Raw genomic sequence first — 23095 nt, 5'->3', positions numbered from 1 at the left:
GTTACCCCCCGAACCTGCCCGGAGGCCCGGGATTCCGGGGCTCCGCGGGTCTAGCGTCGGCGCCATGACCGCCGTCGACGCCGCCCGCCTGCAGTTCGCGCTGCTCGCCGGGACCCACTTCCTCTTCGTCCTGGTGACGCTGGGGCTGGGGCCCGTGGTCGCGATCCTGCAGACGCGCTGGGCGCTGGCGCGCGACGCGACGAAGGCCGCGGCCCTCGAGGGCGCCACCCGGTTCTGGGGGCAGCTCTACCTCGTCAACTACGCGCTCGGCATCGCGGCCGGCATCGTCATGGAGCTGCAGCTCGGCCTGCACTTCCCCGGCCTGCTCGACGTCGCGGGCGGCGTGTTCGGCGCCCCGCTGGTGGTCGAGACGATGGGCGCGTTCTTCCTGGAGTCCACGTTCCTCGGGCTGTGGGTGTTCGGCTGGCACCTGCTGCCGCGCGCGGCGCACACCGCCGCGTTCTGGGCCGTGGTGGTCACCGGCTACCTGTCCGCGTTCACGGTCATGGTCGCGAACGGCTTCCTGCGGAACCCCGTCGGGTTCGCGATGGTCTCGACAGGCTCGACCGGCGCGACGGAGGCCCGCGTGACCGACGCCGCCGCGCTGATCACCAACCCGGCGGCGCTGCTGTCCGCCCTGCACGTGGTGGGCGCCTGCCTCATGGCGGGGGCGTTCCTGCTGGTCGGGGTGAGCGCCTGGCACCTGCGCCGTGCGCCGTCGCGCCTGCCGGGCGTGGTCGCGGCGGGGCTGCCGGGCGCCGTGATGTCGCCGGAGAACGACGTCTGGCGGCGGTCGCTGCGCACCGGGCTCGTCACCGGCACCGTCGGGGCGTTCCTCGCGGTCGGCTTCGGCTACGCGCAGTTCGGCTACCTGCAGGGCGTGCCGACCGGCGCAGCGCCCGTGGTGGGCATCGGGTACGCGGTCATGCAGGTCGTCGGCCTGCTGACGTTCGTCGTCGGGTGCGCGCTGCTGCTCCTGCTGCCCGGCAACGTGCTGTTCCGGATGTGGCGGCCGCTGCGCGTCGCGGTGTTCGGCACGTTGACGGCGTTGCTGCCGGTGCCGTTCCTCACGGGCCTGCTCGGCTGGGTGGCGCGCGAGGTGGGGCGCCAGCCCTGGGCGATCGCGGGCGTGCTGCGCACCGAGGACGCCGTGTCGGACGCGTCGGCGGCCGCGGTGATCACCTCCCTCGTCGTCCTCGTCGGCGTGATGCTCGCCCTCGCGGTCGTCGACTGGTCGGTGCTGGCGCGGCTCGCCCGCCGCGGCACGACGCGGCTCGCCCTCGGCGCCCCGCCCGCGCAGGTCCTGCGGGACGCCGACGACGCCGGTGCGGCACCGGGCTCGACGGGCGGTGCAGAGGCGGCCGTCGAGCACGACGACCGCACCGAGATCCTCACGTTCGGAGGGACCCGATGACCGCGCTGGGCTGGGGACTGCTGCTGACCGTGCTGCTCGCGGGCTGGGCCGTGCTCGACGGGGCGGTGCAGGGCGGGGTGCCGCTCGTACGCGCCCTGGGCGGGCGGGACGACGCCCGCCGGCGCGTGGTGCTCGCGACCGTCGCCCCGTTCCTCCTGCTCGGCGAGGTGTGGCTGGTCGCCGCGGCCGGCGTGCTCCTCGCCGCGTTCGGGCACGTCGAGGCCGCGCTCTGGGCGGCGGCCTACCCGCTCGTGGTGGCGCTGCTGGTGGCGTGGGTCGTACGCGACGCCGCGCTCTGGCTGCGCAGCCGGCTCGCGTCGCGGCGGTGGCGCTCCGGCTGGGACGTCGCGGCGCAGGTGGCGAGCCTCGCGCTCCCCGCGGCGTTCGGCGCGGTCGCCGGCGTGGCGTGGGTGGAGCTCTCCGTGGTCGGCGGCCTGGCCGACGGCGGCTCGGGGCCCGCGCAGGCCCTGGCCGTCGGGCTCCCCGTGGTGACCGCGGGCCTCGGGGTCGCGGCGGCGCGGGTGCACGGCGCACTCGTGGTGGCGGCCCGCGCCCCCGGGCCGGTCGCGGTCGACGCGCGGCGCCGCGTCCGTCGCGCCCTCGTGCCGGCGGCCGCCCTCGCGACCCTCGCGGCGCTCGGCGCCCTGGCGGTCGCGGCGCTGGGCACGGCGTCGGCGCTTGTCGCCGCCGCGCTGCTGGTCGCGACCGCGGGCGTGGCGCTCGCCGCCCGGTTCGACCTCGACCGCGGCGTGCACCGCACCGGCGCGGTGCGAGGGGCGGGCCCGGTGCTCGCCGTCGCCCCCGTGGCGGCGACGACCGCCGTCGTCGGGCCCGCGGTGCTCGCGCTGGCCGCCCCGGCCGGTGTGCTGCAGGACCTGACGTGGCCGGTGCTCGGCGCGTTCGCCGCCGTCGTCGTGGCCCAGGCCGTGAGCTGGCGCGTCCTGCTGCGCCCGCTCGGCCCGCGCACGGCGGTGTTCCTGTGATTGCCGTGGCGCCTCGGCGCGACAGGCTCTGACCAGGTCGTCACGCAGGGGCAACACCCGCGAAACGCGCGCCTCGCAGCATGGGGTCGAGCGGCCACCCGGGCCGCGTGAAGGAGGCGCACGATGCCTGTCCCGACGCCCACCCCCACGACCATGCGGCCGATCCTTCCCGCGTCGCACAGCGTCGCCCCGACCCGGCGCGCCACCGCCGGCGACCAGCTCACGGTGGACCCCGACGACCGTCGCCGCCGCGCCCGCACCGCCCTGCTCGAGCTGGCCGTGGCGCGGTCCGTGGAACGGCGCCGCGCGATCTGACGCGGCGGCCCGCACCGGTCGCCGCGACTCGGGGGCGGGCATAGGTTCGAAGGGTGGCCCGACGACGCGGCGCCGGCCATGACGCCTACACGTTCGACCTCGAGCCAGACGGCGACGAGGACGACGAGGCTGCCCCGGTCGTCCGGAACCGGACCACGCGGGAGAGCGGCCCGACGGGCCCCCTGCTGATCGACCTGGACGCCGGCGACCCGGGCGACGAGGCCGACGGCGAGCTCGCCCTCGACGACGGGACCGACGAGGGCTTCGACGAGCGGCCCGGCGCGCTGACGCTGCGGCGGGCGACGGACCGTGCGCGCGGCTTCCTCCGGGGGCGCCGCCTGGTCGCGGCGGTCGTGCTGGCCACCGTCGCGCTCGCCGCGGTGGTGATCGACACGATGGGCGACCGGGGGCGTCTCGCCGCGCTGCGGGCCGCGCCCGGGGGCGTCGTGGACCTGACCGACGAGCCCCGCGAGGTGTGGCGGGTCGCCACGGAGGGCAGCGTGCCCGGCGGCCTCGTGGGCGTGCTGGACGGGCGGGTCGTGGCGCAGCACCAGGGCGCCCTCCTCGGGCTGGACGTCGAGACGGGCGAGCAGGTCTGGCAGGTGGGCCTGCCCGACGGGTCCAGCTCGTGCGGCCCGGGCATGCAGGTGTGGTCGGGCGCCTTCCAGGCCCAGCCGGTGGAGCGGCTCGTGTGCGTGTCGGCGACGACGACGGGCACGTCGCCCGACGAGACCCGCCACCGCAGCACGGTGACGGTGGTGGGCACGGAGGGCCAGGTGGTCGCGACGCGCGAGGTCGCGGCGTCGCACTCGATGCTCTTCCCCGGCCCGGGCGGCGGCCTGGTCGAGGTGGCGTGGGTGGGGGAGGCGGGCCCGGTGGACCCGGGCGTGGCCGACGACGTCGCGTCGGGGATCGCGGGGGTCGGCGCCATCCCCGACGGCTACGACCTGCGGGTCCGGCTCGAGGACGCGGCCACGGGGGAGCGCCGCTGGGAGCGCACGGTGCCGTTCGACGGCGCGGTGGACCCCTCGCTGTGCGTGCGCTGGGCGGAGGACGGCACGACGTCGGGCGTGGACCTGCGCGGCGGCGTGCAGGCGATGATCACGGACCGCGTGCTGTGGCTGGGCGGGTGCGGGGCGGACGCGTGGTTCACGCCCGACGGGGTGCGCCTGGACCGACCGCAGGACCCCGGCACCTTCGAGGGGTTCTCGGTGGACCCGCTGACGGGCGGCGGCTACGTGGCCCGCGTCGACGCCGACCAGGGCGAGAACGACGCCGCCGACGACTCGGACCGCCTGCTGAGCGACGACGGCACCGAGACCCGCGAGGTCCGGGGCCGATACCTGGTGCCGCTGAGCACCGACGGCGGCGGGAACGGCGTGCACCTCGAGCGCCGCGGCGACGCGACCGTCGCGACGGACGCCGACGGCGACGAGCTGTGGAGCACCGCCGTGCGCAGCACCAGCGTGCTGGTGCGCACCGCGCAGGTGGCCCTGGTGGTGGACGAGGGCCGTCGCGTGCACGGGCTGGACCTCGGCACGGGCGAGGTGCTCTGGATGCGGCCCGACTTCGTGGAGGGGCTGGACGCCCTGGGCGCCTACGGGCCGCGCTTCGTGGAGGCGGCGTTCACCGACGGGCGGCTCGCCGCGTTCGTGGTGCCGGACTACACCCGTGGCGACGTCGTGCACTGGGTAGCGCTCGACGCCGCCACGGGCGATCAGCTCTGGCAGGTGGAGCTGGGCGGCGAGGGCTGGGGTGTCCAGCTCGCGGTCGACGGCCGGCTCGTGCGGTGGTCACCGTCCGAGATCGTCGGCCTCGGCTGACGGGTCGGTGTCGGTGTCGGTGCCGGTGTCGGTGCCGGTGTCGGTGTCCTCGTCCGTCGCGGGCCCCTGCGGGCCGGCGAGGACCAGGTAGACGTCGCGGCGGGCCCGGTCGAGCACCGCGGCTGCGGCCTCGGCCTGGGCGCGGTCGCCGGCGCGGGCCACCTGCTCGACGGCGCCGCCCAGGGCGCGCATCGCGACGTGCAGCTCGTGGCCCTGGCGGCGCGGGTCCTCCGCGACCTTCTGCCAGGGGTTGCCGAGCTCCTCGCGGTGCTCCTCCAGGTAGGCGCGGCCCTCGTCGGTGAGCGACGCGAGCCGGCGTCCGCCGTCGTCCGCCACCGCGACGAGGCCCTCGTCCTGGAGCTGGGAGATCGCCGGGTAGACGGCGCCCGGGCTGGGGCGCCACCGCCCGTCGGTGCGGGCGGCGAGCTCGGTGATCACCTGGTAGCCGTGCATCGGCTGCTCGGCGAGGAGCAGCAGCACGGCGGCGCGGATCTCGCCGCGACCGGCGCGGCGTCCGCCGCGGTGCCCGCGGGGACCGAAGCCGGGACCGGGACCGAAGCCCTGGCCGGGGCCGAAACCGGGGCCGAAGCCGTCGGGGCCGGGGAACTCGCCGCGCCGGCGGCGGTCGCCGCGCGGGCCGGGCTGCCGGTCGAAGGGGTGCCGGTCGAAGGACCGGGGGTCGAAGGATCGGGGGTCGAAAGACGTGTCTCGGGGGGTACGCATGAGATGTCCTCACTGGTTCGGAAGTCTGTGGATGTCGGTGGTCGAGCCCGTCGAGACCCAGGTCCGGGGAGAGCTCGGCCGCCGGGGTCCGGGGTCTCGACAAGCTCGACCACCGGAGCGACACGTCTAAGATAGGACGACGATATATCTTTACGCAATGTCGACAGGGTGTGACGTGGGTCACTCTGATCCCGGTTCGGTGACGACCCCCGGGAGAACGCGCAGGGGTGCGCCTACGTTGTGAGGCATGGAAGTGCTTCTCGTCGCGGTGCTCGCGGCGGTCGTCGTCATCGCCGTCACCGCACTGGCGCCCCGGGCCGGGGTCGCCGCTCCGCTGGTCCTGGTGCTGATCGGCGTCGCCGTGAGCTTCGTCCCCGCCGTCGCGGCCATCCACATCGACCCCGAGGTGATCCTCGCGGGGGTGCTCCCGGCGTTGCTGTACGCCGCCGCGGCGTCGTTCCCCACGATGGACTTCCGCCGCGACTTCAGCGCGATCGGCGGGATGTCGGTGGCCCTCGTGGTGATCTCCGCCGTGCTGCTCGGGGTCGTGTTCTCGCACGTGATCCCCGGTATCGACCTGGCGGCCGGGATCGCGCTGGGCGCCATCGTCAGCCCGACGGACGCCGTCGCGACGTCGATCATCAAGCGGCTCGGCGCGCCCCAGCGCGTGGTCGTGATGCTCGAGGGCGAAGGGTTGCTCAACGACGCCACCTCGCTGGTGCTGCTGCGCTCCGCGATCGCGGCCACCGCGGCGAGCGTCAGCCTGTGGGGCGTGGTCGGCAGCTTCGCGAAGGCCGTGCTGCTGGCCGTCGTCATCGGCCTGGTCGTGGGGCGCCTCGGCCTGTGGGTCCGCGAGCACCTGCGGCACGCGGCGCTGTCTACCGCCGTGTCGTTCGTCGTGCCGTTCGCGGCCTACCTGCCCGCCGAGGAGCTGGACGCGTCCGGCATCGTGGCGGCCGTCGCCGCCGGGCTCGTCACCAGCACGCTCTCCGCGCGCCACCTCAGTCCCCAGGACCGGGTGGCCGAACGGATGAACTGGCGCACCATCGAGACGCTGCTCGAGGGCGGCCTGTTCCTCGCCATGGGGCTCGAGGTGTTCGGGCTGGTCGAGGACGTGCAGCGGGCGCACGGCTCGCTGTGGCTCGCGGCGGGCGTCGCGGCCCTCGCCGCCGTGGGGGTCGTCGCGCTGCGCGCGATGTTCGTGCTGCCGCTGCTGCGCTACCTCGCGGCCCGACGCCGGCGGGCCGAGCAGGTCCGCGAGACGCTCGACCGGATGGAGCAACGGGTCTCCGCGAAGCTCGACCAGATCAGCGACCCGCACGGGATCGTCACCCCGGAGGCGGCGACGGCGCTCGCCGACGTCTGGAACCGGGGCGACCAGCGGGTGTGGGAGGCCGGCAACCCGCGCCGCCAGGTGCGGGGGGTGCAGCGTCGCCTGCAGGCCGAGGCGGACAAGCGGCGGGTGGCCGCGGGGTCGCTGTCCGACGACCAGAAGGAGCGGCTCCGCAAGCGCCGGATCGACCGGGTCGCCGAGTTCCGGCGCCGGTTCACGCGGCGGATCGCCGACGTGGACTACCTCCTCGCGGCCCCGCTCGGGCCCAAGGAGGGCGTGGTCATCGTGTGGGCCGGCATGCGCGGCGTCGTGACGCTCGCCGCGGCGCAGACGCTGCCCGAGGACTTCCCGCAGCGGTCGCTGCTCGTCCTCATCGCGTTCGGCGTCGCCGCCGGCACCCTGCTGGTGCAGGGCGGCACGCTGCCCTGGGTGGTGCGCCGGCTCGGGCTGGCCGGGGTCACGTCGTCGCGGTTCGTGGAGGGCACCGAAGGGCTGCGCGAGATCGTCGACGGCACCGCGCGCGAGATGCTCGACGACCCCGGGCTGCGCCGCAAGGACGGCACCCCGTACACGCCGTACGTCGTGGAGCGCGTGCGGGACGTCGTGGTGCGCGAGCAGGCGGACCAGGCCGAGGAGGAGGCGACGCCCGAGGAGGTGTCGGCCCAGTTCTTCGAGCTGCGCCTCGCGACGATCGCCGCGCAGCGCAAGGCCCTGCTCGAGGCCCGAGCCGTGGGGACCTACGACTCGGACCTCCTGAGCAGGGCCCTGGAACAGCTCGACGCCGACCAGATCGCGGTCGAGATGCGTGGGCACCTCGACTCCGCAGGCTGAGCCTGTCGACACCACGGCCCTCGTCGGTGGAGCCTGTCGAAACCACGGCTCTGGGTTTCGACAGGCTCAACCACCGAGGGGGGTTTCGACAGGCTCAACCAGCGGGGGGGTCGACAGCCTCAACCACCCGGGGGTCAGGACGACGTGATCTCGCTGTGCGCCACGCGCCACAGGCCGCCGGCCAGCGGCGCGACCACCCAGATGAGCGTGGCCGTGCCGAGCTGGGCCCAGCCCTCGCCGTCGAGCGGGCTGCCGAAGAGCAGCGGCTCGCCCGCCGTGCCGAGGTCGATCCAGGGCAGCACGTCGGCCATGCCCGGTACGAGGCCGCCCAGGAGGCCGAACAGCGTCGGCGCCAGGAGCAGGGTGACGATGGCCGCCGGTGTGCTGCGCAGCAGCAGGCCGAAGCCGACGCCCTGCGCCATGAACAGCACCACGGACAGCGCCAGGTAGAGCACCGCGCGGGCGGTGACGTCCCACGCCGGGTCGGCGCCGCGGAAGGCGACCACCAGCATGTGCGCGAGGGCGGCGAGGCCGACGGTCAGCACGAGGAGCGCGAGGCCGGAGCCGATCGCGCCGACCACCTTGGCCAGCCCCACGCGGGTGCGGCGCGGCTCCAGCGTGAACGTCACGAGCGCCGTGCGCTGCGACCACTCGGAGGTGGCCGCGAGCACGCCCACGATGGGCAGCAGCATGGCCATCGGCGTCGTCGTGCCGGTCACGAAGGCGCTGAACGAGTGGTTGCCACCGTTCACGGCCATCATCACGGCGAGGACGCCTGCGGTGACGATCGCGATGACGGCCAGCATCCAGCGGCCCGCGCGGGTGTCGAGCTGCTTGCGCCACTCGACCAGCGTGAGCGTGGCGAAGGTGACCGGCCGGACGTCCGGGGCGGTGCGGGGGCGGCGGGTCCTGGTCTCGACAGGCTCGACCGACGATGCGGTGGTCATGCGGGCACCTCCATCCGGGTCTGTGCGCGGGCGTCGTCGGCGGTGAGCTCGAGGAAGAGGTCCTCGAGGCCGCGCGAGTCGGCGGCGCGCAGCTCGGCGAGCACGACGCCCGCCGCGGCGGCCGCACGGCCGACGTCGATCGGCTCGGCCTCGACGGCGAGGCCGCCGGTGGCGAGCTCCTCGACGCCCACGCCGCCCTGCCGCAGGGCCAGCGCGAGCGCGCCGTCGTCGGTGGACCGGGCGAAGGTGCCGGCCTGCCGCAGCAGGTCGTCCTTGTGGCCCTCGGCGACGACGCGGCCGCGGCCGATGACGACGATGCGGTCGGCGACCGCCTCCATCTCGCGCAGCAGGTGCGACGAGAGCAGCACGGTGCCCCCACGGCCGGCGAAGTCGTCCAGCAGGTCGCGCATCCAGCGGATGCCCGCCGGGTCGAGGCCGTTCGCGGGCTCGTCCAGGATCAGCACCTCCGGGTCGCCGAGCAGCGCGGAGGCGATCCCCAGCCGCTGCCGCATCCCGAGGGAGTACTGGCCCACGCGCCGGGCGGCCTCGCGGTCGGTGAGGCCCACGAGGTCGAGCGTGGTGTCGATGCGGCGGCGGTCGACGCCGGTCATGAGCGCTGCCAGGGTGAGGACCTCGCGCCCGGTGCGGCCGGAGTGCTGGGCGGCCGCGTCGAGCAGCACGCCCACGCGCCGGCCGGGGTTGGCGAGCGCGGGGAACGGCTTGCCGAGCACGCGGGCGGCACCCGACGTCGCCGGCGTGAGGCCGCAGATCATGCGCATCGTCGTGGACTTGCCGGCGCCGTTGGGGCCGAGGAAGCCCGTCACGTGACCGGGCTCGACGGTGAACGACACGTCGTCCACGGCCGCGACCGGTCCGTATCTCTTGGTCAGGTGCTCCACGGTGATCATGGCTCCACCCTGCCCGGTCGCCCCCGGTCGCCGCGTCCGGCGAGGGGATGGTTCGTGTCCTCCTTCCGGATGATGCCGGGCAGACCCCCGGCGGATGCCCGCGGACCCGCGCCTGCCTAGGCTCGACGTCGTGCCCGTCGCCCCCGCCCTCCCGTCCCGCGCCGTCCGTGCGTGGGGCGAGACGTGGCGGCTCCTCGCAGCGGCCGCGGCGGGGCTGGTCCCGGTGGTCCTCGTCGCCTGGGAGGGGGATGCCGGACAGCGGGTGACGTCCGACGCGCTGTGGACGGTGGACTTCCTCGTGGGCGTCCTCGGGCTGGGGCTGCTCCTGCTGCGCCGGAGGGCGCCCCTCACGGTGGCATTGCTGCTGTCGGCCGCCTCGATGCTCTCCGTCGCCGTGGCGGGCGCGGCGGCGATCGCCGTCGTGTCCCTGGCGACGCACCGGCGGTGGTGGCAGGTCGCGACGGTCGGCGTGGTCTACGTCGCGTCGAGCGGCGTGTACGAGCTCCTGCACCCCGTGGTGGAGCCGGCGCGCTACGACGCCGTCGTCTGGGGCGTCGGCCAGGTTCTGGTCTATGCGCTGCTGGTGTGGATCGGTGCCTACATCGGGTTGCGCCGCGAGCACCTGGCGTCGCTGCGGGAGCGGGCCGAGACGGCGGAGCGGGAGCAGGCGAGCCGCGTCACGCAGGCGCGGACGGCGGAGCGGGCGCGCATCGCCCGCGAGATGCACGACGTGCTGGCGCACCGCATCTCCCTGGTCGCCATGCACGCGGGCGCCCTCGCCTACCGCACCGACCTGCCGCCCGAGAAGGTCGCGGAGACGGCCGCCGTGGTGCAGGACAACGCGCACGCCGCCCTCGCCGAGCTGCGCGAGGTGCTGGGGGTGCTGCGGGAGACGGGGGTCGAGCCCGCCGAGGCGGGCGGCCGGGCGCCGGAGCCGCCGCAGCCCTCCCTGACCGACCTGGACGAGCTGCTGGCCGAGGCCCGGGCGAGCGGCGTCGACGTGCGCCTCGACCGCCGCGCCGACGGGGTGGAGGCGCTCGGGGAGGCGGTGAGCCGGCACGCGTACCGCATCGTCCAGGAGGGCCTGACGAACGCGCGCAAGCACGCCCCGTGGGCGCCCGTGACCGTGACGGTGGCGGGCGCGCCCGGCGACGGCCTGACGATCGCGGTGCGCAACCCGGTGCGCAGCGTGGGCCCGGCCCCCCAGGGACCGGTGGCGCCGGCGTCGGGGCTCGGGCTGGTGGGCCTCACGGAGCGGGCGGAGCTGGTCGGCGGGCGGCTCTCGTCCGGGACGACGGACGACGCGACGACCCGGGACGGGCGCGGCACCGTGTTCCAGCTGGAGGCGTGGCTACCGTGGGCGTCGTGAGCGAGAAGACGCGGGTGGTGCTGGTCGACGACGACGCGCTGGTGCGGTCCGGGCTGTCCCTCATCCTGGGCGGCGACCCGGACCTCGAGGTGGTCGCGTCCGCGCGCGACGGGCTCGAGGCGCTGGACGTGGTGGCCCGCGAGCGGCCCGACGTCGTCCTCATGGACATCCGGATGCCGCGCCTCGACGGCATCGAAGCCACCCGGCGTCTCGCAGCGTCGTCGGCCGTGCGAGTCATCGTGCTCACCACGTTCGACACCGACGACATGATCGTCGAGGCCCTCCGGGCCGGCGCCGCGGGCTTCCTGCTCAAGGACACGCCTCCGGCGCGGCTGGTCGCTGCCGTCCGCGCCGCGGCGGCGGGGGAGCCGACGCTGTCGCCGCGGGTCGCGGAACAGCTCATCGCGGCGGTCACCGAGGGGTCCGCGCCCGAGGGCCGCCGCGCCGCCGCCGCGCAGGTGGGCACGCTGACGGACCGCGAGCGCGAGGTGGCGCTCGCCGTCGCGCGCGGGCTGTCCAACGCCGAGATCGCTGCCGAGCTCTACATGAGCGTCCCGACCGTGAAGACCCACGTCTCCCGCATCCTCACCAAGCTGGACGCGGCCAACCGCGTGCAGGCCGCGATCACGGTGCACGACGCCGGCCTCGCCGACTCGTGACCCCCGCGAGGTAGTTCGCATCTCCGCGAGGTAGTGGACCAGACCACTACCTCGGCGAGATCTGAACTACCTCGGCGGGATCGGGACTACCTCGGCGAGAGGTGAACTACCTCGTCAGGCGGGCAGGCGCTCCCGCAGCCAGGCGATGTCGGGGCCCATGTCGCCGTGGGTCTCGCAGACGACGGGCGCGCCGGCCGCGGCGACGACCCCGACCAGCAGCTCCGGCGGGATGTTCCCGTCGCCGAAGTGCGCGTGCCGGTCGGCGCCGGACCCGGCGGTGTCGCGCGAGTCGTTCGCGTGCACGAGGTCGATGCGGCCCGTGACGGCGCGGATGTCGTCGACGGCCGTCGCGAGGTCGATGCCGCCCGCCCAGGCGTGGCACGTGTCGAGCGTGAAGCCCACGTTCTCGGCGCCGTTCGCCTGCATCACGGCGGCCCAGAGCTGCTCCAGCCGGTCCAGGCGCCGCGCCAGCGAGAAGTCGCCGCCCGCCGTGTTCTCGATGAGCACGGGGACGTCGGTCTCGAGCGCGTCGATCGCCTTGCGCCAGTTGTCGAAGCCCACGGCCGGGTCGTCCTTGGCCGTGACGTGACCGCCGTGCACGACGACGCCCTTCGCGCCGATCGCCTCGGCGCCGGTCATGATCTGCTGCAGCAGCTTGCGGCTGGGGATGCGGATGCGGTTGTTGGTCGACGCGACGTTGATGACGTACGGGGCGTGCACGACGACGTCGAGCCCCGCGGCCGCCGTCTCCTCGCGGAACGCCTCCGCGCCGCCGGGGTGGACGGCGTCGTCGAGCGGCGGCACCTTCCACGCCTGCGGGTCGGACAGGAACACCTGCACCACGTCCGCACCGATCTGCTTCGCCTGCGCGACGGCGTCGGACAGGTCGACGTGGGCCCCGATCTTCACGCTCATGGGCCCACCCTACGGATCGCGTCCGACGACGACCCGGCGTCGTCAGCGCCGCTGCGCCTTCCGGAGCACATCGTGCGCCACGTGGCTGAGGGAGCGGCCCTCGCGCACCGAGCTCTCGAGGAGGACGTCGTACGCCTCGGCGGGGTCGATCCCCAGCTGGTACGCGATGGCCCCCTTGGCCTGCTCGACGACCGCCCGCCCGCCCAGCGCCTGCACCACCCGGCGGTCCAGCTCGTCGGCGTGCAGGTGGTCGGGCTGCAGGATCACCAGGGTCAGCATGTCCGCCACGGCGCGCGCCGCCCGGGCGCCGTCGTCGTGGAGCCCCGACGGGTCGCGCCCGAAGATGTTGAGCCCGCCCAGCACGCCGCCCCGCCAGTCCAGCGGGATGCCGAGCACGGTCGAGAACCCGGCGGCGACGATGGCCTGCCCCACGAGGGGCCAGCGGGCGACGATCTCCTCGCGACCGATCGCCTCGACGACCTGGCCGGTCCGGACCACGTCGATGCACGGGCCCTCGTCGCGCTGCGCCTGGAACAGCTCGAGGTACGTCGCGCGGTGCGACGTCGCCGCGAGCAGCTCGAGGGGCCCGCCGTTCGTGCGGACGAGGAGCCCCGCCGCGTCGCCGCCGGCGAAGCGGGCGGCGTCCTGGGTCAGGCGCAGGAGGAGGTCGGCGACGTCGTGCTCCTGGAGGAGCTCGGCCACCGCGCCGGCGAGCGAGTCGGCGGGAGTGTGCAGCGTCATGGCTCCTCGGTTCTCTCGGTCTGGTCGTCCGAGGTGTCGTCGTGCGTGAAGTCGAGCCGGTGGTCCAGGACGTCGTCGACGACGTCCTGCAGCGTCGACGAGCGGGCGAACGCGTGCGCCCGGAGGACGGCGATGGCGTCGGCGGGCGGGATCCGGAGCTGGGCCGTCACCATGCCGGCGGCCTGGTGGATCCGGGCCTGGGTGGACCAGTCGATCGGCTCGGTGTCGTCGAGCAGCGACGTGCCGACCGCGTCGGCGAGGAACTGCGCGTCCACCAGGTCGCGAGAGAGCCGGGCGTCGGTGGTGTAGAGGCTCAGCACGCCCATCACGGTGCCATGGACCCGCATCGGCACCGCGTACGCCGTGATCGGGCCGCCGATGGACCGCACCATCTGGGCGAACACGGGGAACGCGTCGGCCCTGGCTCCGTCGATGGGCATCACCACGAGCCGGTCTTGCTCGAGCGCGAGCTGCGCCGGGCCCTCACCCAGCACCTCCTGCAGGTCCTCGATCCGCGCTGACATTCCGTCGGAGGTGCTGACGACCAGCCGCTCGTCGGGGGAGGGCGACACCGTCAGCGCCCCGCCCTCCGCCCCGAGGATCTCCACGCACGCGCGGCAGAGCCGCGCCGCCAGGGTCATGTCGCCGTCGATCCGCGCCAAGGTGTCGGCGAGCAGCCCGAGAAGATGTGACGCGTCCACCTGCTTTCGCCCCCTTCGTGTTCTATCGACAGTCTTTCACCGATGTGCCGGAGTCGTAGGCTTGTCCACCATGAGCACCACGCCGCCGCTCGCGTACGTCATCGCCGGGTCCGAGGCCACGGGAGGGGCCGGGATCCAGGCCGACCTCAAGACCTTCCAGCAGCTCGGCACCTACGGGGTGGGGACGCTGACGTGCATCGTCTCGTTCGACCCGAAGTACGACTGGGGCCACCGGTTCGTGCCGGTCGACCCGCAGGTGATCGCGGACCAGTTCGAGGCCGCGACCTCGACCCACGCGCTGGACGTCGTGAAGATCGGCATGCTCGGCACCCCCGCGACGATCGACGTCGTGGCGCGGTCCCTCGCGACGCAGCCGTGGCGGCACGTCGTGCTCGACCCGGTGCTGATCTGCAAGGGGCAGGAGCCGGGCGCCGCCCTCGACACCGACACCGCGCTGCGCGAGCAGGTGCTGCCGCTGGCCACCGTGGTCACGCCGAACCTCTTCGAGGCGAAGACGCTCGCCGGCATGGACGACATCACGTCCGTGGAGGAGCTCACCGAGGCCGCGCGCCGCATCCACGCCCGCCTCGGCGACGGCCCCCGCTACGTCGTCGCGAAGGGCGGCGTGGAGCTGGCCGGCCCGGACGCCGTCGATGTCCTGTTCGACGGCGAGGACGTCACCGTCTACGCCGCGCCCAAGGTGGGCGACGAGCGCGTCTCGGGCGCCGGCTGCACGTTCGCCGCGGCCATCACGGCGGAGCTCGCGAAGGGCACCGACGTGCACTCCGCCGTCCGCGTCGCCAAGGACATGGTGACGCAGGGCATCGAGGCGCGGGTCGCCGCCCGCACGCCGTTCGACACGGTGTGGCAGGGCGCGTACGTCGCCTGACGACGCCGCCCTCGCCGCCGCCGGTCACCGTCAGTAGCCGCCGCCGGCTGTGCGCCGTCACGACCGTCTCTCAACGAGGCGCTGGAGCAGGTCGTCATCGAGGACGCCGATTCGACGCGCGCGGCGACCTGGGCGCCGGCCCCCGCAAGGCCGACCTGGCCGTCCTGGCCGACCTCGTCGACCGGGGCGAGGTCCGGCCCGTGCTCGACCGGACCTATCCCTTCGCCCTGTCCCTTCGCCGACATCGCCACGGCGTTCGCGTACCTGGAGCGGGGCCGAGCCAAGGGCAACGTCGTGGTCGAGCTCGCGGACTGACGTCAGGCGAGCCGCGCGACGAGGCAGGGCCCGCCCTCGTAGATGCCGCCGTCGATGGCGAGCGCGCGGCCGTCGGCGTAGGACAGCGGCTCGTTGACGTCCGCGTGGTCGCGGCCGAGCATCTCGGCGACGATGCTGTGCCCGTGCACGACCCGGTCGCCTCCGAGGTGGTCCAGCAGCTCGCGGGCGGCCTCCGGGCCGCCCTCCCCGCGGAAGGCCGCGCGGGAGGTGAGGCGCCGCCACGTCTCCCACCACACCGCGAGGTCGTCGGACTCCAGCCGGTCCCGACCGGCGGCGTTGAGGTCCTCGAGGGTCCGGCCCCACTCGAGGTAGGCGAGGGTGTCGGAGTGCACCAGGAGCGCGCCGGCGTCGCGCGCCGCCATCGGCAGGGCACGCAGCCACTCGACGTGCTCGTCGGTGAGGCGCGCCTGGTCGCCGGCGAGGCCGCCGTTGCGACCCCACGACCGTGCGAAGCTCCGCTCGGCCTCGCCCGGCGGCTGGATCGTCGTGGCTCCGAACTGCCGCATCCCGAGCGCCAGCACCTCGTGGTTGCCCAGGAGCGCACCGACGGCACCCTCCGACTCGTCGACGAGCCGCCGGACGAGGTCGATGACGCCGACGCCGTCCGGTCCACGGTCCAGGTAGTCCCCGAGGAACCACAGCCGGGCGTCGAGGCCTGCCCACCGGCCGTCGGCGTCCGTGAGCCCCTCCTCGGCCAGGGCCCGCACCAGGACGTCGCGGTAGCCGTGCACGTCACTGACCGCGTACACCCTCGTCATCTGCTCGTCGCTCCGTCCGTCGTCCTGCCGCAGGCCGAGCGGCCGCGTCGGGAGGTCGCCCGCCGGGACCGGCCCGTGGGCTGCCCCCGCGGGGGACGACCTTAGCCGCGTGCCGGCGGCCCGGCGGCATCGGGAAAAACGCTGCCGGCGCGCGGGCGTCGCTGCGACCCTGGGCGCATGACCACCCCCGCCCCGATCGACCTGGACACCTGGCCCCGGAAGCAGCACTTCGAGCACTACCTCCGGGCGTCGCCGTGCACGTACGCGATGACCGTCGAGCTGGACGTCACCGCGTTCGTGGCGGCCCTGGCCCGGTCGGACCGCAAGACGTACGTCGCACAGGTGTGGGCGCTCGCGACGGTCGTGAACCGGCACGAGGAGTTCCGGATGTGCCTGACGGACGACGGCGCGCCGGCCGTCTGGCCCACCGTGCACCCGGCGTTCACGGTGTTCCACGCCGAGCGGGAGACGTTCGCGTGCGTCTGGGCCGCCTACGACCCGGACTTCGGCGCCTTCCACGACGTCGCGGCCGCGCTGCTGGCCGAGCACGCCGCGGCCGTCGACTTCTTCCCGCAGGGCGCGCCGCCGCCGAACGCGTTCGACGTCTCCAGCCTGCCGTGGGCGTCGTTCACGGGGTTCACCCTGAACATCCAGCACGGCTGGCGCCATCTCGCGCCGATCTTCACGCTCGGTCGCTACGTCGAGCGGGACGGTCGCGTGCTGCTGCCGCTGGCGGTACAGGTCCACCACGCCGCCGCCGACGGGTTCCACACGGCCCGGCTGATCGACGAGCTGCAGGCCCTCCTCGCCGACCCCTCCTGGGTCGGCTGACCGGTGGGCCGGACGCGCGCCGAGGGGTCACCTGCCGGACACGCCGACGCCCGGACGGCGAGACGGCTTACCCTCTAGTCCCGTGAGCGAGAACCTGGGATCGACCGGCTCGATCGAACGTGTGGTGGCACGCCACGAGATGCCCGACCCTCTGCGGGACGACATCCGCCTGCTCGGCGGCCTGCTCGGCACCGTGCTCAAGGAGGCGGGCGGGCAGGGCCTGCTCGACGACGTGGAACGGCTGCGTGGCCTGACGATCCGTGCCTACGGGGCGGACGACGGCGGCGCGACGCTGGCGGAGGCGGCCGAGGTCGTGGCCGGCTTCACGCTGGACCGCGCCGAGCAGGTCGCGCGCGCCTTCACCTGCTACTTCCACCTGGCGAACCTCGCGGAGGAGTACCACCGCGTGCGCGTGCTGCGGGCGCGCGAGTCCGACGCCGCCTCGGGCGTCGTCATCGAGGACTCCCTGCCGCAGGCCTTCACGCAGCTCGCCGAGGAGGTGGGTCGCGACGAGGCCCTGCGCCGGCTCGGCGAGATCGAGTTCCGGCCGGTGCTCACGGCGCACCCCACCGAGGCCCGCCGCCGCGCCGTCTCCGGCGCGGTCCGCCGCATCTCGGCGCTGATCGCCGACCGCGACACCATGCACCCCGGCGGCACGACGCTCGCCGAGAACGAGCGCAGCCTGCTCGCCGAGATCGACACGATGTGGCGCACGTCGCCCATCCGCGCGCACAAGCCTTCGGTGCTCGACGAGGTGAAGACCGCGATGGGCGTCTTCGACGCCACGCTGTTCGACACGTTCCCCGAGGTCTACCGCCGCCTCGACGACTGGCTGCTCGACGGCGAGGCCGGCAGCGTGCCGCCCGTCGCGCACCCGTTCGTCCACCTGGGCACCTGGATCGGCGGCGACCGCGACGGCAACCCGAACGTCACGGCCGAGGTCACCCGGCAGGCCGCGACCCTCGCCGCCGAGCACGCGCTGACGGCCCTTGAAGCCGCCGCCCGCGAGACGGGCCGCAAGCTGACGCTCGACGAGGCGGGCACCCCGGCGTCCGGGGACCTCAAGGCGCTGTGGCAGCGGATGCGGCAGCTCTCGGACGAGCTCGTCACCCGCGCGGCCGCCGACTCCCCGAACGAGCCGCACCGTGCCGCCGTCCTCGCGATCGCCGGCCGTGTCGCCGCGACCCGGCGCCGCGACGCCGACCTCGCGTACCGGGGCCCGGAGGAGCTGGTCGCCGACCTCGAGGTCGTGCAGGCCTCCCTGGTCGAGGCCGGTGCCCCCCGCGCCGCGTACGGCGACCTGCAGAAGCTCGTGTGGCAGGTGCAGACCTTCGGCTTCCACCTCGCGGAGCTCGAGGTGCGCCAGCACTCGCAGGTGCACGCCGCGGCCCTCGCCGAGATCGACGAGAAGGGCGTCCACGGCGACCTCTCCGAGCGCACGGTCGAGGTGCTCGACACCTACCGCGCCCTCGGCGCCGTGCAGAAGCGGTTCGGCATCAAGGCCGCGCGCCGCTACATCGTGTCGTTCACGCAGGCGCCCGAGCACCTGGCCGCCGTCTACCGGCTCGCCGCGCTCGCGTTCGAGGGCACCGACGACGCCCCCGTCGTCGACGCCGTGCCGCTCTTCGAGACCTTCGACGACCTGGAGAACTCGGTCGACATCCTCGAGGCCGTGCTGGAGTTCCCGGAGGTGCAGCGCCGCCTCGCGGAGAACGGCCGCCGCGTCGAGGTCATGCTCGGCTACTCCGACTCGTCGAAGGACGTCGGCCCGGTCGCCGCGACCCTCGCGCTGCACAAGGCGCAGTCGCGGATCGCCGAGTGGGCGCAGCGCCACGACATCACGCTCACCCAGTTCCACGGCCGCGGCGGCTCGCTCGGCCGCGGCGGCGGCCCGGCGAACCGTGCGGTGCTCGCGCAGCCGCCGCACTCGGTGGACGGCCGGTTCAAGCTCACCGAGCAGGGCGAGGTCATCCTCGCCCGCTACGGCGACCCGACGATCGCCGCCCGCCACATCGAGCAGGTCGCTGCGGCGACCCTGCTCGCCTCGGCGCCGACGGTCGAGAAGCGCAACGCCGAGGCCCGGGAGCGGTTCGCGCCGCTCGCCGACGCCCTCGACGTGTCGTCCCGCGCGTCGTTCCACGGCCTCGTGAAGTCCGAGGGCTTCCCGCAGTGGTTCGCGCAGGTGACGCCGCTGGAGGAGGTCGGCCTGCTGCCGATCGGCTCCCGCCCGGCCAAGCGCGGCCTGTCGGTCAACTCGCTCGACGACCTGCGCGCCATCCCCTGGGTGTTCTCCTGGTCGCAGGCGCGCATCAACCTCGCCGGCTGGTTCGGCCTCGGCACGGCGCTGCGCACGCGTGGCGAGGAGGCGGGCGGCCTCGAGGAGCTGCGGGCGGCCTACCGCGAGTGGCCGCTGTTCACGACGCTGCTCGACACCGTCGAGATGGGCCTCGCGAAGACGCAGGAGGACATCGCCGCGCAGTACCTCGCGCTCGGCGACCGCGACGACCTCGCACAGCTCGTGCTCGGCGAGCTGCAGCTCACCCGCGAGTGGGTGCTCCGCGTGACGGGCAACGAGTGGCCGCTCGCCAACCGCCGCGTGCTCGGCCGCGCGGTGCAGCTGCGCTCGCCGTACGTCGACGCGCTCTCCCTGCTGCAGGTGCGCGCCCTGCGCGCGCTGCGCAGCCAGGGCGCCAGCGAGGGGCTCACGCTGGACGACGGCGAGTGGGTGGACGGCGGCTACAAGGACCGCTGGCAGCACCTGCTGCTGCTCACCGTGAACGGCGTCTCCGCGGGCCTGCAGAACACGGGCTGACGCACCCGCCGGTCGCCCGCTGGTCGAGCGTGTCGAGACCCGGGTGTGGTCTCGACAGGCTCGACCGACGGAGGCACCAGGAAATGCGTGGCCGCCGACCTGGTCGAGGCCGCGCTCGCGTGACCTCGCCGGATACCCTGCCGCTCATGAGCCTGGTGACCTTCAAGGACCTGTGCGTCGACGCGACGGACGCCGCGGCGCTGGGGGAGTTCTGGGCCCGCACGCTGGGGCTGCGGGTGGAGCCGCTGGACGGCGGCGACGTCGTCCTGCGCGACCCCGGTGCCGAGCCCGTTCGTGAGCGGACCGTGTGGGTCAACACCGTGCCCGAGCCGCGGACGGTCAAGCACCGCGTGCACCCGGACGTGCGCGCCCTGTCGCTGGACGAGTTCCCCGACCGGCCGCGCCTGACCGAGCCCGGTCGGTACCACTACACGACGCTGGCCGACCCCGAGGACGGCGAGCTCTGCGTCTTCACCGGCGACGAGGTGCCGTCCTACCGGCTCAAGGACATCGTCGTCGACTGCGCGGACCACCGGCGGGTCGCCGCGTTCTGGCACGAGCTGCTGGGCGGGACGCTGACCCAGGACGACGACATGGGCTACGCCTACCTGGACGAGGGCGCCGGCGTCCCGTTCGAGTCGTTCGACTTCGTCCCCGTGCCCGAGCCGAAGACGGTGAAGAACCGCTGGCACTGGGACGTCACGCTGAACGACGGCGTCATGCTCGACGACCTCGTCGCGCGCGGCGCGCGCGTGCTGCGCCCGCAGGACGACGAGATCGGCTGGACCGTGATGGCCGACCCCGAGGGCAACGAGTTCTGCGTCTTCGTGGGTTGAGCTTGTCGACACCTGAGCTCGTCGTCCGGTCAGCCCAGCCCGAGATGCAGCAGCAGTGCATCGTCGAGGGCGGCGGCCTGCTCGGCGGAGAGTGCTCCGAGCCGCCGTCCGAACCGTGCGAGGTCGACCGACCTGACCTGCTCGGCCTGGGCCTTGGAGTCGACGTCCAGCCCACTGACGTCGTCGGCGGCGACGAGCACCTGGAACGGCAGGACTCGTGCCGTGTTGCTCGTCAGCGGCACGACTGTCAGGACGCCCCTGCCGCTGCGCTGGGCGGTGCGGTTGCGGGCGTCGTTCGACACGATCACTACTGGGCGACGTTTGTCGGCCTCGGAGCCCAGCACGGGCATCAGGTCGACCTCCCACACGTCACCGCGGCGCACTCGGACCCTCCAGACCGTCGCCGATCACCGTGTCCCATGCGTGGGCGTCGTCCGAGCCGTACCACTCGTCGTCCGCCGCCTGGTAGGCCGATTCCAGGTCCCGCTCTCGCAGCGCACGGACGGCGGCCTGGAGCGCGGCGGACCGCGACGGGAGACCTGCCCGATCCGCATACTCGTCGAGGTAGGACAGGTCGGGGTCGGGCAGGCTCACACTCACCTTCATACTTTGGATGCTACCCCGCTTCCTACCGGCCGGGGAAGGGCGTCCGGCTCGGTCAGCGGCGGGCGTCGAGGGCCGTGAGCACCCGGTCCACGCTGCTGCGGATGCCCCATCGCTCGGCGAGGGCGTCCAGCGCGTCCGGGTCCTTCGGCGCCCGCGGCAGGGCGTCGTCGACCTCGCCGACGGGGGCGTCGTGGGCCACCTGGACCACGGTGGGAGCCACGTCGAGGTAGTCGGCCGCCTCGAGCAGCTTGGTCCGCTGGGTCGGGGTGAGCCCCTTGGCGCCCGACTCGGCGGCCGCGCGGAGCCCGGCCAGGTCGCCGAAGGCGGCGAGCAGCTTGGCCGCCGTCTTCTCGCCGATGCCGGGCACGCCGGGCAGGCCGTCGGACGGGTCGCCGCGCAGCGTCGCCATGTCGGCGTACGCGGTGCCGCTCGGCACGCCGTACTTCTCCGCGAGCCGCGCCTGGTCGACGACGTCGGGGTCGCGCACGCCGCGTGCCGGGTACAGCACGCGGACGCCCGCGGTGTCGTCGACGAGCTGGAACAGGTCGCGGTCGCCGGTGACGATGTCGACGCTGGCGGGCATCACCAGCCCGACGGTGCCCGCCACCGGCAGCGCGGTGGCCGCGCTGCGCGCCACCTCGCGCGTGACGAGGGTGCCGATGACGTCGTCCGCCTCGAAGCCCGCCGCCCCGACGCGGGCGATGCCGAGCGCGGCCAGCACCTCGACGATCACGGGCACCTGCGGCGTGAGCGCCTCCGGCACCTCCTCGACGTCCGGCTCGCCGGCGGCCGTGAGGCGCGCGACCCGGTGCTCCTTGTACGACCCGATCGCCTCGACCCGGAACGCCGGGCGCCAGTCCTCGTCCCAGCAGGCGACGAGCCGGTCGGGCTCGTGCTCGGTGACGAGGAACGCGATCATGTCGAGCAGGCCGCGCACCGCGTTGACGGGCCTGCCGTCGGGGGAGCGCAGCGAGTCGGGCAGGCCGTAGAAGGCGCGGAAGTACAGGCTCGCGGAGTCCAGCAGCATGAGGCTCACCGGGTCAGCGTGCCACAGCCCCTCCGACGGCGGCACCGACCGCGATGCCCACGGCGACGGCGACGAGGGTGAGCGCCGTCGTGCCCAGGGCGTTGGCGAGCGCGAGCCGGAGCCGGCCGGAGCGGGCGAGGCGCACGGTCTCGACCATCGCCGTCGAGAACGTGGTGTAGCCGCCGCAGAACCCGGTCGCGACGCCCAGCCGCCAGGGCTCCAGGCGGGCCGGGTCGCCGGCGCCGAGCAGCACGCCCGTGACCAGGCCGATGAGCAGGGAGCCCGACACGTTCACCACGACGGTCGCCCAGGGGAACGCGGCGCCGGGCGTGCGCGCCCGCACCGCGCCGTCGACGAGGAACCGGGCGGCGGCGCCGAGCCCGCCCGCCACGGCCACGAGCAGCAGGGTCGTCGCGGCGTTCATCGCGACCCCCGTCGGGAGCCGAGCAGCACGCCCGCGAGGCAGGCGAGCCAGCCGAGCACGAGGGTGCCTCCCGCGTACGCGACGGCCTGGCCGACGGCCCCGCCCGTCAGCAGCCGCTCCGTCTCCAGCGCGAGCGACGAGAACGTGGTGAACCCGCCCAGCACGCCGGTGCCCACGGCCAGCCGCACCCGTCGCACGGCCGAGGTCTCGGGCCCGCGGGCGGCCAGCGCCTCCAGCAGCCAGCCGAGCACGAAGGCGCCGAGCACGTTGGCGGCGAACGTCGCGACCGGCCACCCGTCCACCGCGGGCCACGCCTGCGCGAGCCCGTACCGGCCGGCGGTCCCGACGGCGCCGCCGGCCGCGACCAGGGCGACCAGGCCCGGCCGCCGGTGGGCGGGCCGCACGCGGGCGGGCGGGTGGCCCGCGGTCACGACGCGTCGCCCGCGTGCGCCTCGGGCAGCACCACCACCGGCCGCGGCTGGTCGTGGATCAGGCGGCCCGCGACGGTGCCGCCGACGAGGTGGGTCGCCCAGCCCCGCACGCCGGGGCGTCGCGCCCCCACGACGATCAGGACGGCGTCGTGCGCGGCGGCGAGGCGCGCGAGCTCCGCGGCCGGGTCGCCGGCGGTGCGCTCGAGCCGCCAGGCCACCGGGCTGCCGTCCAGCGCCGCGGCGACGGCCGCGCGCACGGCCGCCTCGCCCTCGCGCCCGGTGCCGGGCTCGGGGCCCGCGTCCGGGTCCACGGGGACGACGGCGCCCGACGGCTCGCGGACGGAGCCCTCGTCCACCGCCACGCACAGCAGGTCCGCGCCGAGCAGGGCCGCCAGGTCGGCGGCCCGCCGGGGCACGGTGGGGTGATGGTCGCGCGGCACGCCCACCAGCACCGGACCCGTCATGCGGCCATCGTAGGCAGGG

Annotated in this window: 24 protein-coding genes; 11 read left to right on the top strand and 13 right to left on the bottom strand. The window is 74.9% G+C overall.

Features of this window, described 5'->3' with window-relative positions; translation table 11 throughout:
- Positions 1-64 precede the first annotated feature (64 nt).
- The 4 genes from ACQFYA_RS19625 to ACQFYA_RS19610 all read left to right on the top strand — a co-directional run bounded on the left by ACQFYA_RS19625 (position 65) and on the right by ACQFYA_RS19610 (position 4535).
- The gene (locus ACQFYA_RS19625; RefSeq protein ID WP_499126953.1) at positions 65-1414 is read left to right on the top strand and encodes a cytochrome ubiquinol oxidase subunit I; all 1350 of its coding nucleotides are present in this window, start codon (positions 65-67) and stop codon (positions 1412-1414) included.
- Entirely contained in the window at positions 1411-2397 is a 987-nt protein-coding gene (locus ACQFYA_RS19620) for a cytochrome d ubiquinol oxidase subunit II (RefSeq protein WP_499126951.1), read from the top strand. The genes ACQFYA_RS19625 and ACQFYA_RS19620 overlap by 4 nt, the downstream gene beginning before the upstream one ends.
- A 123-nt stretch (positions 2398-2520) precedes the next feature.
- Positions 2521-2712: a hypothetical protein gene (locus ACQFYA_RS19615; protein ID WP_499126950.1), complete on the top strand. Its 192-nt coding sequence runs from the start codon at positions 2521-2523 to the stop codon at positions 2710-2712.
- A gap of 53 nt (positions 2713-2765) precedes the next feature.
- Positions 2766-4535: a hypothetical protein gene (locus ACQFYA_RS19610; protein WP_499126948.1), complete on the top strand. Its 1770-nt coding sequence runs from the start codon at positions 2766-2768 to the stop codon at positions 4533-4535.
- Here ACQFYA_RS19610 and ACQFYA_RS19605 read toward each other — a convergent pair.
- Complete coding sequence (locus tag ACQFYA_RS19605) at positions 4506-5258, bottom strand: PadR family transcriptional regulator (RefSeq protein ID WP_499126946.1); 753 nt, start codon at positions 5256-5258, stop codon at positions 4506-4508. The two genes, ACQFYA_RS19610 and ACQFYA_RS19605, sit on opposite strands and share 30 nt — an antisense overlap.
- A gap of 247 nt (positions 5259-5505) precedes the next feature.
- Here ACQFYA_RS19605 and ACQFYA_RS19600 point away from each other — a divergent pair, with 247 nt between their 5' ends.
- The gene (locus ACQFYA_RS19600; RefSeq protein ID WP_499126944.1) at positions 5506-7422 is read left to right on the top strand and encodes a cation:proton antiporter; all 1917 of its coding nucleotides are present in this window, start codon (positions 5506-5508) and stop codon (positions 7420-7422) included.
- A gap of 134 nt (positions 7423-7556) precedes the next feature.
- Here the strand turns inward: ACQFYA_RS19600 and ACQFYA_RS19595 are convergent, their stop codons facing one another.
- Complete coding sequence (locus ACQFYA_RS19595; RefSeq protein WP_499126942.1) at positions 7557-8369, bottom strand: ABC transporter permease; 813 nt, start codon at positions 8367-8369, stop codon at positions 7557-7559.
- A complete protein-coding gene (locus ACQFYA_RS19590) occupies positions 8366-9277 on the bottom strand; it encodes an ABC transporter ATP-binding protein (RefSeq protein ID WP_499126940.1) in 912 nt (303 codons plus the stop codon). Before ACQFYA_RS19590 ends, ACQFYA_RS19595 begins: the two co-directional genes overlap by 4 nt.
- Positions 9278-9407: 130 nt before the next feature.
- Between ACQFYA_RS19590 and ACQFYA_RS19585 the strand changes: the two genes are divergently transcribed.
- Positions 9408-10646, top strand: a complete 1239-nt coding sequence (locus ACQFYA_RS19585) for a sensor histidine kinase (RefSeq protein ID WP_499126938.1) — start codon at positions 9408-9410, stop codon at positions 10644-10646.
- Positions 10643-11305 carry a response regulator gene (locus tag ACQFYA_RS19580; RefSeq protein ID WP_499126936.1) on the top strand — a complete coding sequence of 221 codons (663 nt, stop codon included), beginning with the start codon at positions 10643-10645 and terminating at the stop codon, positions 11303-11305. The genes ACQFYA_RS19585 and ACQFYA_RS19580 overlap by 4 nt, the downstream gene beginning before the upstream one ends.
- A 114-nt stretch (positions 11306-11419) precedes the next feature.
- On the opposite strand, the gene ACQFYA_RS19575 is transcribed toward ACQFYA_RS19580, so the two are convergent.
- From ACQFYA_RS19575 to ACQFYA_RS19565, 3 genes are read right to left on the bottom strand one after another with little or no spacing between them, the layout of a single operon-like run.
- Positions 11420-12220, bottom strand: a complete 801-nt coding sequence (locus ACQFYA_RS19575; protein ID WP_499126934.1) for a deoxyribonuclease IV — start codon at positions 12218-12220, stop codon at positions 11420-11422.
- Positions 12221-12262: 42 nt separating this feature from the next.
- Complete coding sequence (locus ACQFYA_RS19570) at positions 12263-12961, bottom strand: GAF and ANTAR domain-containing protein (protein ID WP_499126932.1); 699 nt, start codon at positions 12959-12961, stop codon at positions 12263-12265.
- Complete coding sequence (locus ACQFYA_RS19565; RefSeq protein WP_499126930.1) at positions 12958-13662, bottom strand: GAF and ANTAR domain-containing protein; 705 nt, start codon at positions 13660-13662, stop codon at positions 12958-12960. Before ACQFYA_RS19565 ends, ACQFYA_RS19570 begins: the two co-directional genes overlap by 4 nt.
- A 70-nt stretch (positions 13663-13732) precedes the next feature.
- On the opposite strand from ACQFYA_RS19565, the gene ACQFYA_RS19560 reads away from it, so the two are divergent.
- Complete coding sequence (locus tag ACQFYA_RS19560; protein WP_499126929.1) at positions 13733-14551, top strand: hydroxymethylpyrimidine/phosphomethylpyrimidine kinase; 819 nt, start codon at positions 13733-13735, stop codon at positions 14549-14551.
- A gap of 317 nt (positions 14552-14868) precedes the next feature.
- Here ACQFYA_RS19560 and ACQFYA_RS19555 read toward each other — a convergent pair whose 3' ends face one another.
- Positions 14869-15645: a metallophosphoesterase family protein gene (locus ACQFYA_RS19555; RefSeq protein WP_499126927.1), complete on the bottom strand. Its 777-nt coding sequence runs from the start codon at positions 15643-15645 to the stop codon at positions 14869-14871.
- A 177-nt stretch (positions 15646-15822) separates the two neighbouring features.
- Here ACQFYA_RS19555 and catA point away from each other — a divergent pair, with 177 nt between their 5' ends.
- The 3 genes from catA (at position 15823) to ACQFYA_RS19540 (ending at position 20124) form a co-directional block, all read left to right on the top strand.
- Positions 15823-16476 carry a type A chloramphenicol O-acetyltransferase gene (gene catA, locus ACQFYA_RS19550; RefSeq protein ID WP_499126925.1) on the top strand — a complete coding sequence of 218 codons (654 nt, stop codon included), beginning with the start codon at positions 15823-15825 and terminating at the stop codon, positions 16474-16476.
- A gap of 139 nt (positions 16477-16615) precedes the next feature.
- On the top strand, positions 16616-19288 hold the full coding sequence (locus ACQFYA_RS19545; RefSeq protein WP_499127623.1) for a phosphoenolpyruvate carboxylase: 2673 nt from the start codon (positions 16616-16618) through the stop codon (positions 19286-19288).
- Between the two features lie 146 nt (positions 19289-19434).
- On the top strand, positions 19435-20124 hold the full coding sequence (locus tag ACQFYA_RS19540) for a VOC family protein (RefSeq protein ID WP_499126923.1): 690 nt from the start codon (positions 19435-19437) through the stop codon (positions 20122-20124).
- A gap of 29 nt (positions 20125-20153) precedes the next feature.
- Here ACQFYA_RS19540 and ACQFYA_RS19535 read toward each other — a convergent pair whose 3' ends face one another.
- Genes ACQFYA_RS19535 through ACQFYA_RS19510 form a run of 6 tightly spaced genes read right to left on the bottom strand, consistent with a single transcriptional unit; the run spans position 20154 to position 23076 of the window.
- A complete protein-coding gene (locus ACQFYA_RS19535) occupies positions 20154-20474 on the bottom strand; it encodes a type II toxin-antitoxin system PemK/MazF family toxin (RefSeq protein WP_499126921.1) in 321 nt (106 codons plus the stop codon).
- Between the two features lie 19 nt (positions 20475-20493).
- Complete coding sequence (locus tag ACQFYA_RS19530) at positions 20494-20730, bottom strand: ribbon-helix-helix domain-containing protein (RefSeq protein ID WP_499126920.1); 237 nt, start codon at positions 20728-20730, stop codon at positions 20494-20496.
- A 52-nt stretch (positions 20731-20782) separates the two neighbouring features.
- Entirely contained in the window at positions 20783-21757 is a 975-nt protein-coding gene (locus ACQFYA_RS19525) for a 5'-3' exonuclease (RefSeq protein ID WP_499127621.1), read from the bottom strand.
- Positions 21758-21770: 13 nt separating this feature from the next.
- Positions 21771-22181: a fluoride efflux transporter CrcB gene (crcB, locus tag ACQFYA_RS19520; RefSeq protein WP_499126918.1), complete on the bottom strand. Its 411-nt coding sequence runs from the start codon at positions 22179-22181 to the stop codon at positions 21771-21773.
- Positions 22178-22612, bottom strand: coding sequence for a fluoride efflux transporter FluC (locus ACQFYA_RS19515; RefSeq protein WP_499126916.1), 435 nt, complete (start codon positions 22610-22612; stop codon positions 22178-22180). Before ACQFYA_RS19515 ends, crcB begins: the two co-directional genes overlap by 4 nt.
- Positions 22609-23076 (bottom strand): universal stress protein, encoded by a 468-nt coding sequence (locus ACQFYA_RS19510; protein ID WP_499126914.1) that lies wholly within the window; start codon positions 23074-23076, stop codon positions 22609-22611. Before ACQFYA_RS19510 ends, ACQFYA_RS19515 begins: the two co-directional genes overlap by 4 nt.
- Positions 23077-23095 lie beyond the last annotated feature (19 nt).

Source organism: Promicromonospora sp. Marseille-Q5078, from assembly GCF_050315395.1.
Taxonomy (GTDB): domain Bacteria; phylum Actinomycetota; class Actinomycetes; order Actinomycetales; family Cellulomonadaceae; genus Isoptericola.
Note: the sequence above shows the minus strand (reverse complement) of the source record. Positions and strands in the feature narration are given on the sequence as shown.

Coding starts and splice junctions, on each gene's coding strand:
- ACQFYA_RS19560 (WP_499126929.1), top strand. CDS start 13,733: ATGAGCACCACGCCGCCGCTCGCGTACGTCATCGCCGGGTCCGAGGCC.
- ACQFYA_RS19625 (WP_499126953.1), top strand. CDS start 65: ATGACCGCCGTCGACGCCGCCCGCCTGCAGTTCGCGCTGCTCGCCGGG.
- ACQFYA_RS19605 (WP_499126946.1), bottom strand. CDS start 5,258: ATGCGTACCCCCCGAGACACGTCTTTCGACCCCCGATCCTTCGACCCC.
- ACQFYA_RS19590 (WP_499126940.1), bottom strand. CDS start 9,277: ATGATCACCGTGGAGCACCTGACCAAGAGATACGGACCGGTCGCGGCC.
- ACQFYA_RS19555 (WP_499126927.1), bottom strand. CDS start 15,645: ATGACGAGGGTGTACGCGGTCAGTGACGTGCACGGCTACCGCGACGTC.
- ACQFYA_RS19615 (WP_499126950.1), top strand. CDS start 2,521: ATGCCTGTCCCGACGCCCACCCCCACGACCATGCGGCCGATCCTTCCC.
- ACQFYA_RS19510 (WP_499126914.1), bottom strand. CDS start 23,076: ATGACGGGTCCGGTGCTGGTGGGCGTGCCGCGCGACCATCACCCCACC.
- ACQFYA_RS19530 (WP_499126920.1), bottom strand. CDS start 20,730: ATGAAGGTGAGTGTGAGCCTGCCCGACCCCGACCTGTCCTACCTCGAC.
- ACQFYA_RS19600 (WP_499126944.1), top strand. CDS start 5,506: ATGGAAGTGCTTCTCGTCGCGGTGCTCGCGGCGGTCGTCGTCATCGCC.
- catA (WP_499126925.1), top strand. CDS start 15,823: ATGACCACCCCCGCCCCGATCGACCTGGACACCTGGCCCCGGAAGCAG.
- crcB (WP_499126918.1), bottom strand. CDS start 22,181: ATGAACGCCGCGACGACCCTGCTGCTCGTGGCCGTGGCGGGCGGGCTC.
- ACQFYA_RS19525 (WP_499127621.1), bottom strand. CDS start 21,757: ATGCTGCTGGACTCCGCGAGCCTGTACTTCCGCGCCTTCTACGGCCTG.
- ACQFYA_RS19595 (WP_499126942.1), bottom strand. CDS start 8,369: ATGACCACCGCATCGTCGGTCGAGCCTGTCGAGACCAGGACCCGCCGC.
- ACQFYA_RS19570 (WP_499126932.1), bottom strand. CDS start 12,961: ATGACGCTGCACACTCCCGCCGACTCGCTCGCCGGCGCGGTGGCCGAG.
- ACQFYA_RS19535 (WP_499126921.1), bottom strand. CDS start 20,474: ATGCCCGTGCTGGGCTCCGAGGCCGACAAACGTCGCCCAGTAGTGATC.
- ACQFYA_RS19540 (WP_499126923.1), top strand. CDS start 19,435: ATGAGCCTGGTGACCTTCAAGGACCTGTGCGTCGACGCGACGGACGCC.
- ACQFYA_RS19545 (WP_499127623.1), top strand. CDS start 16,616: ATGCCCGACCCTCTGCGGGACGACATCCGCCTGCTCGGCGGCCTGCTC.
- ACQFYA_RS19620 (WP_499126951.1), top strand. CDS start 1,411: ATGACCGCGCTGGGCTGGGGACTGCTGCTGACCGTGCTGCTCGCGGGC.
- ACQFYA_RS19575 (WP_499126934.1), bottom strand. CDS start 12,220: ATGAGCGTGAAGATCGGGGCCCACGTCGACCTGTCCGACGCCGTCGCG.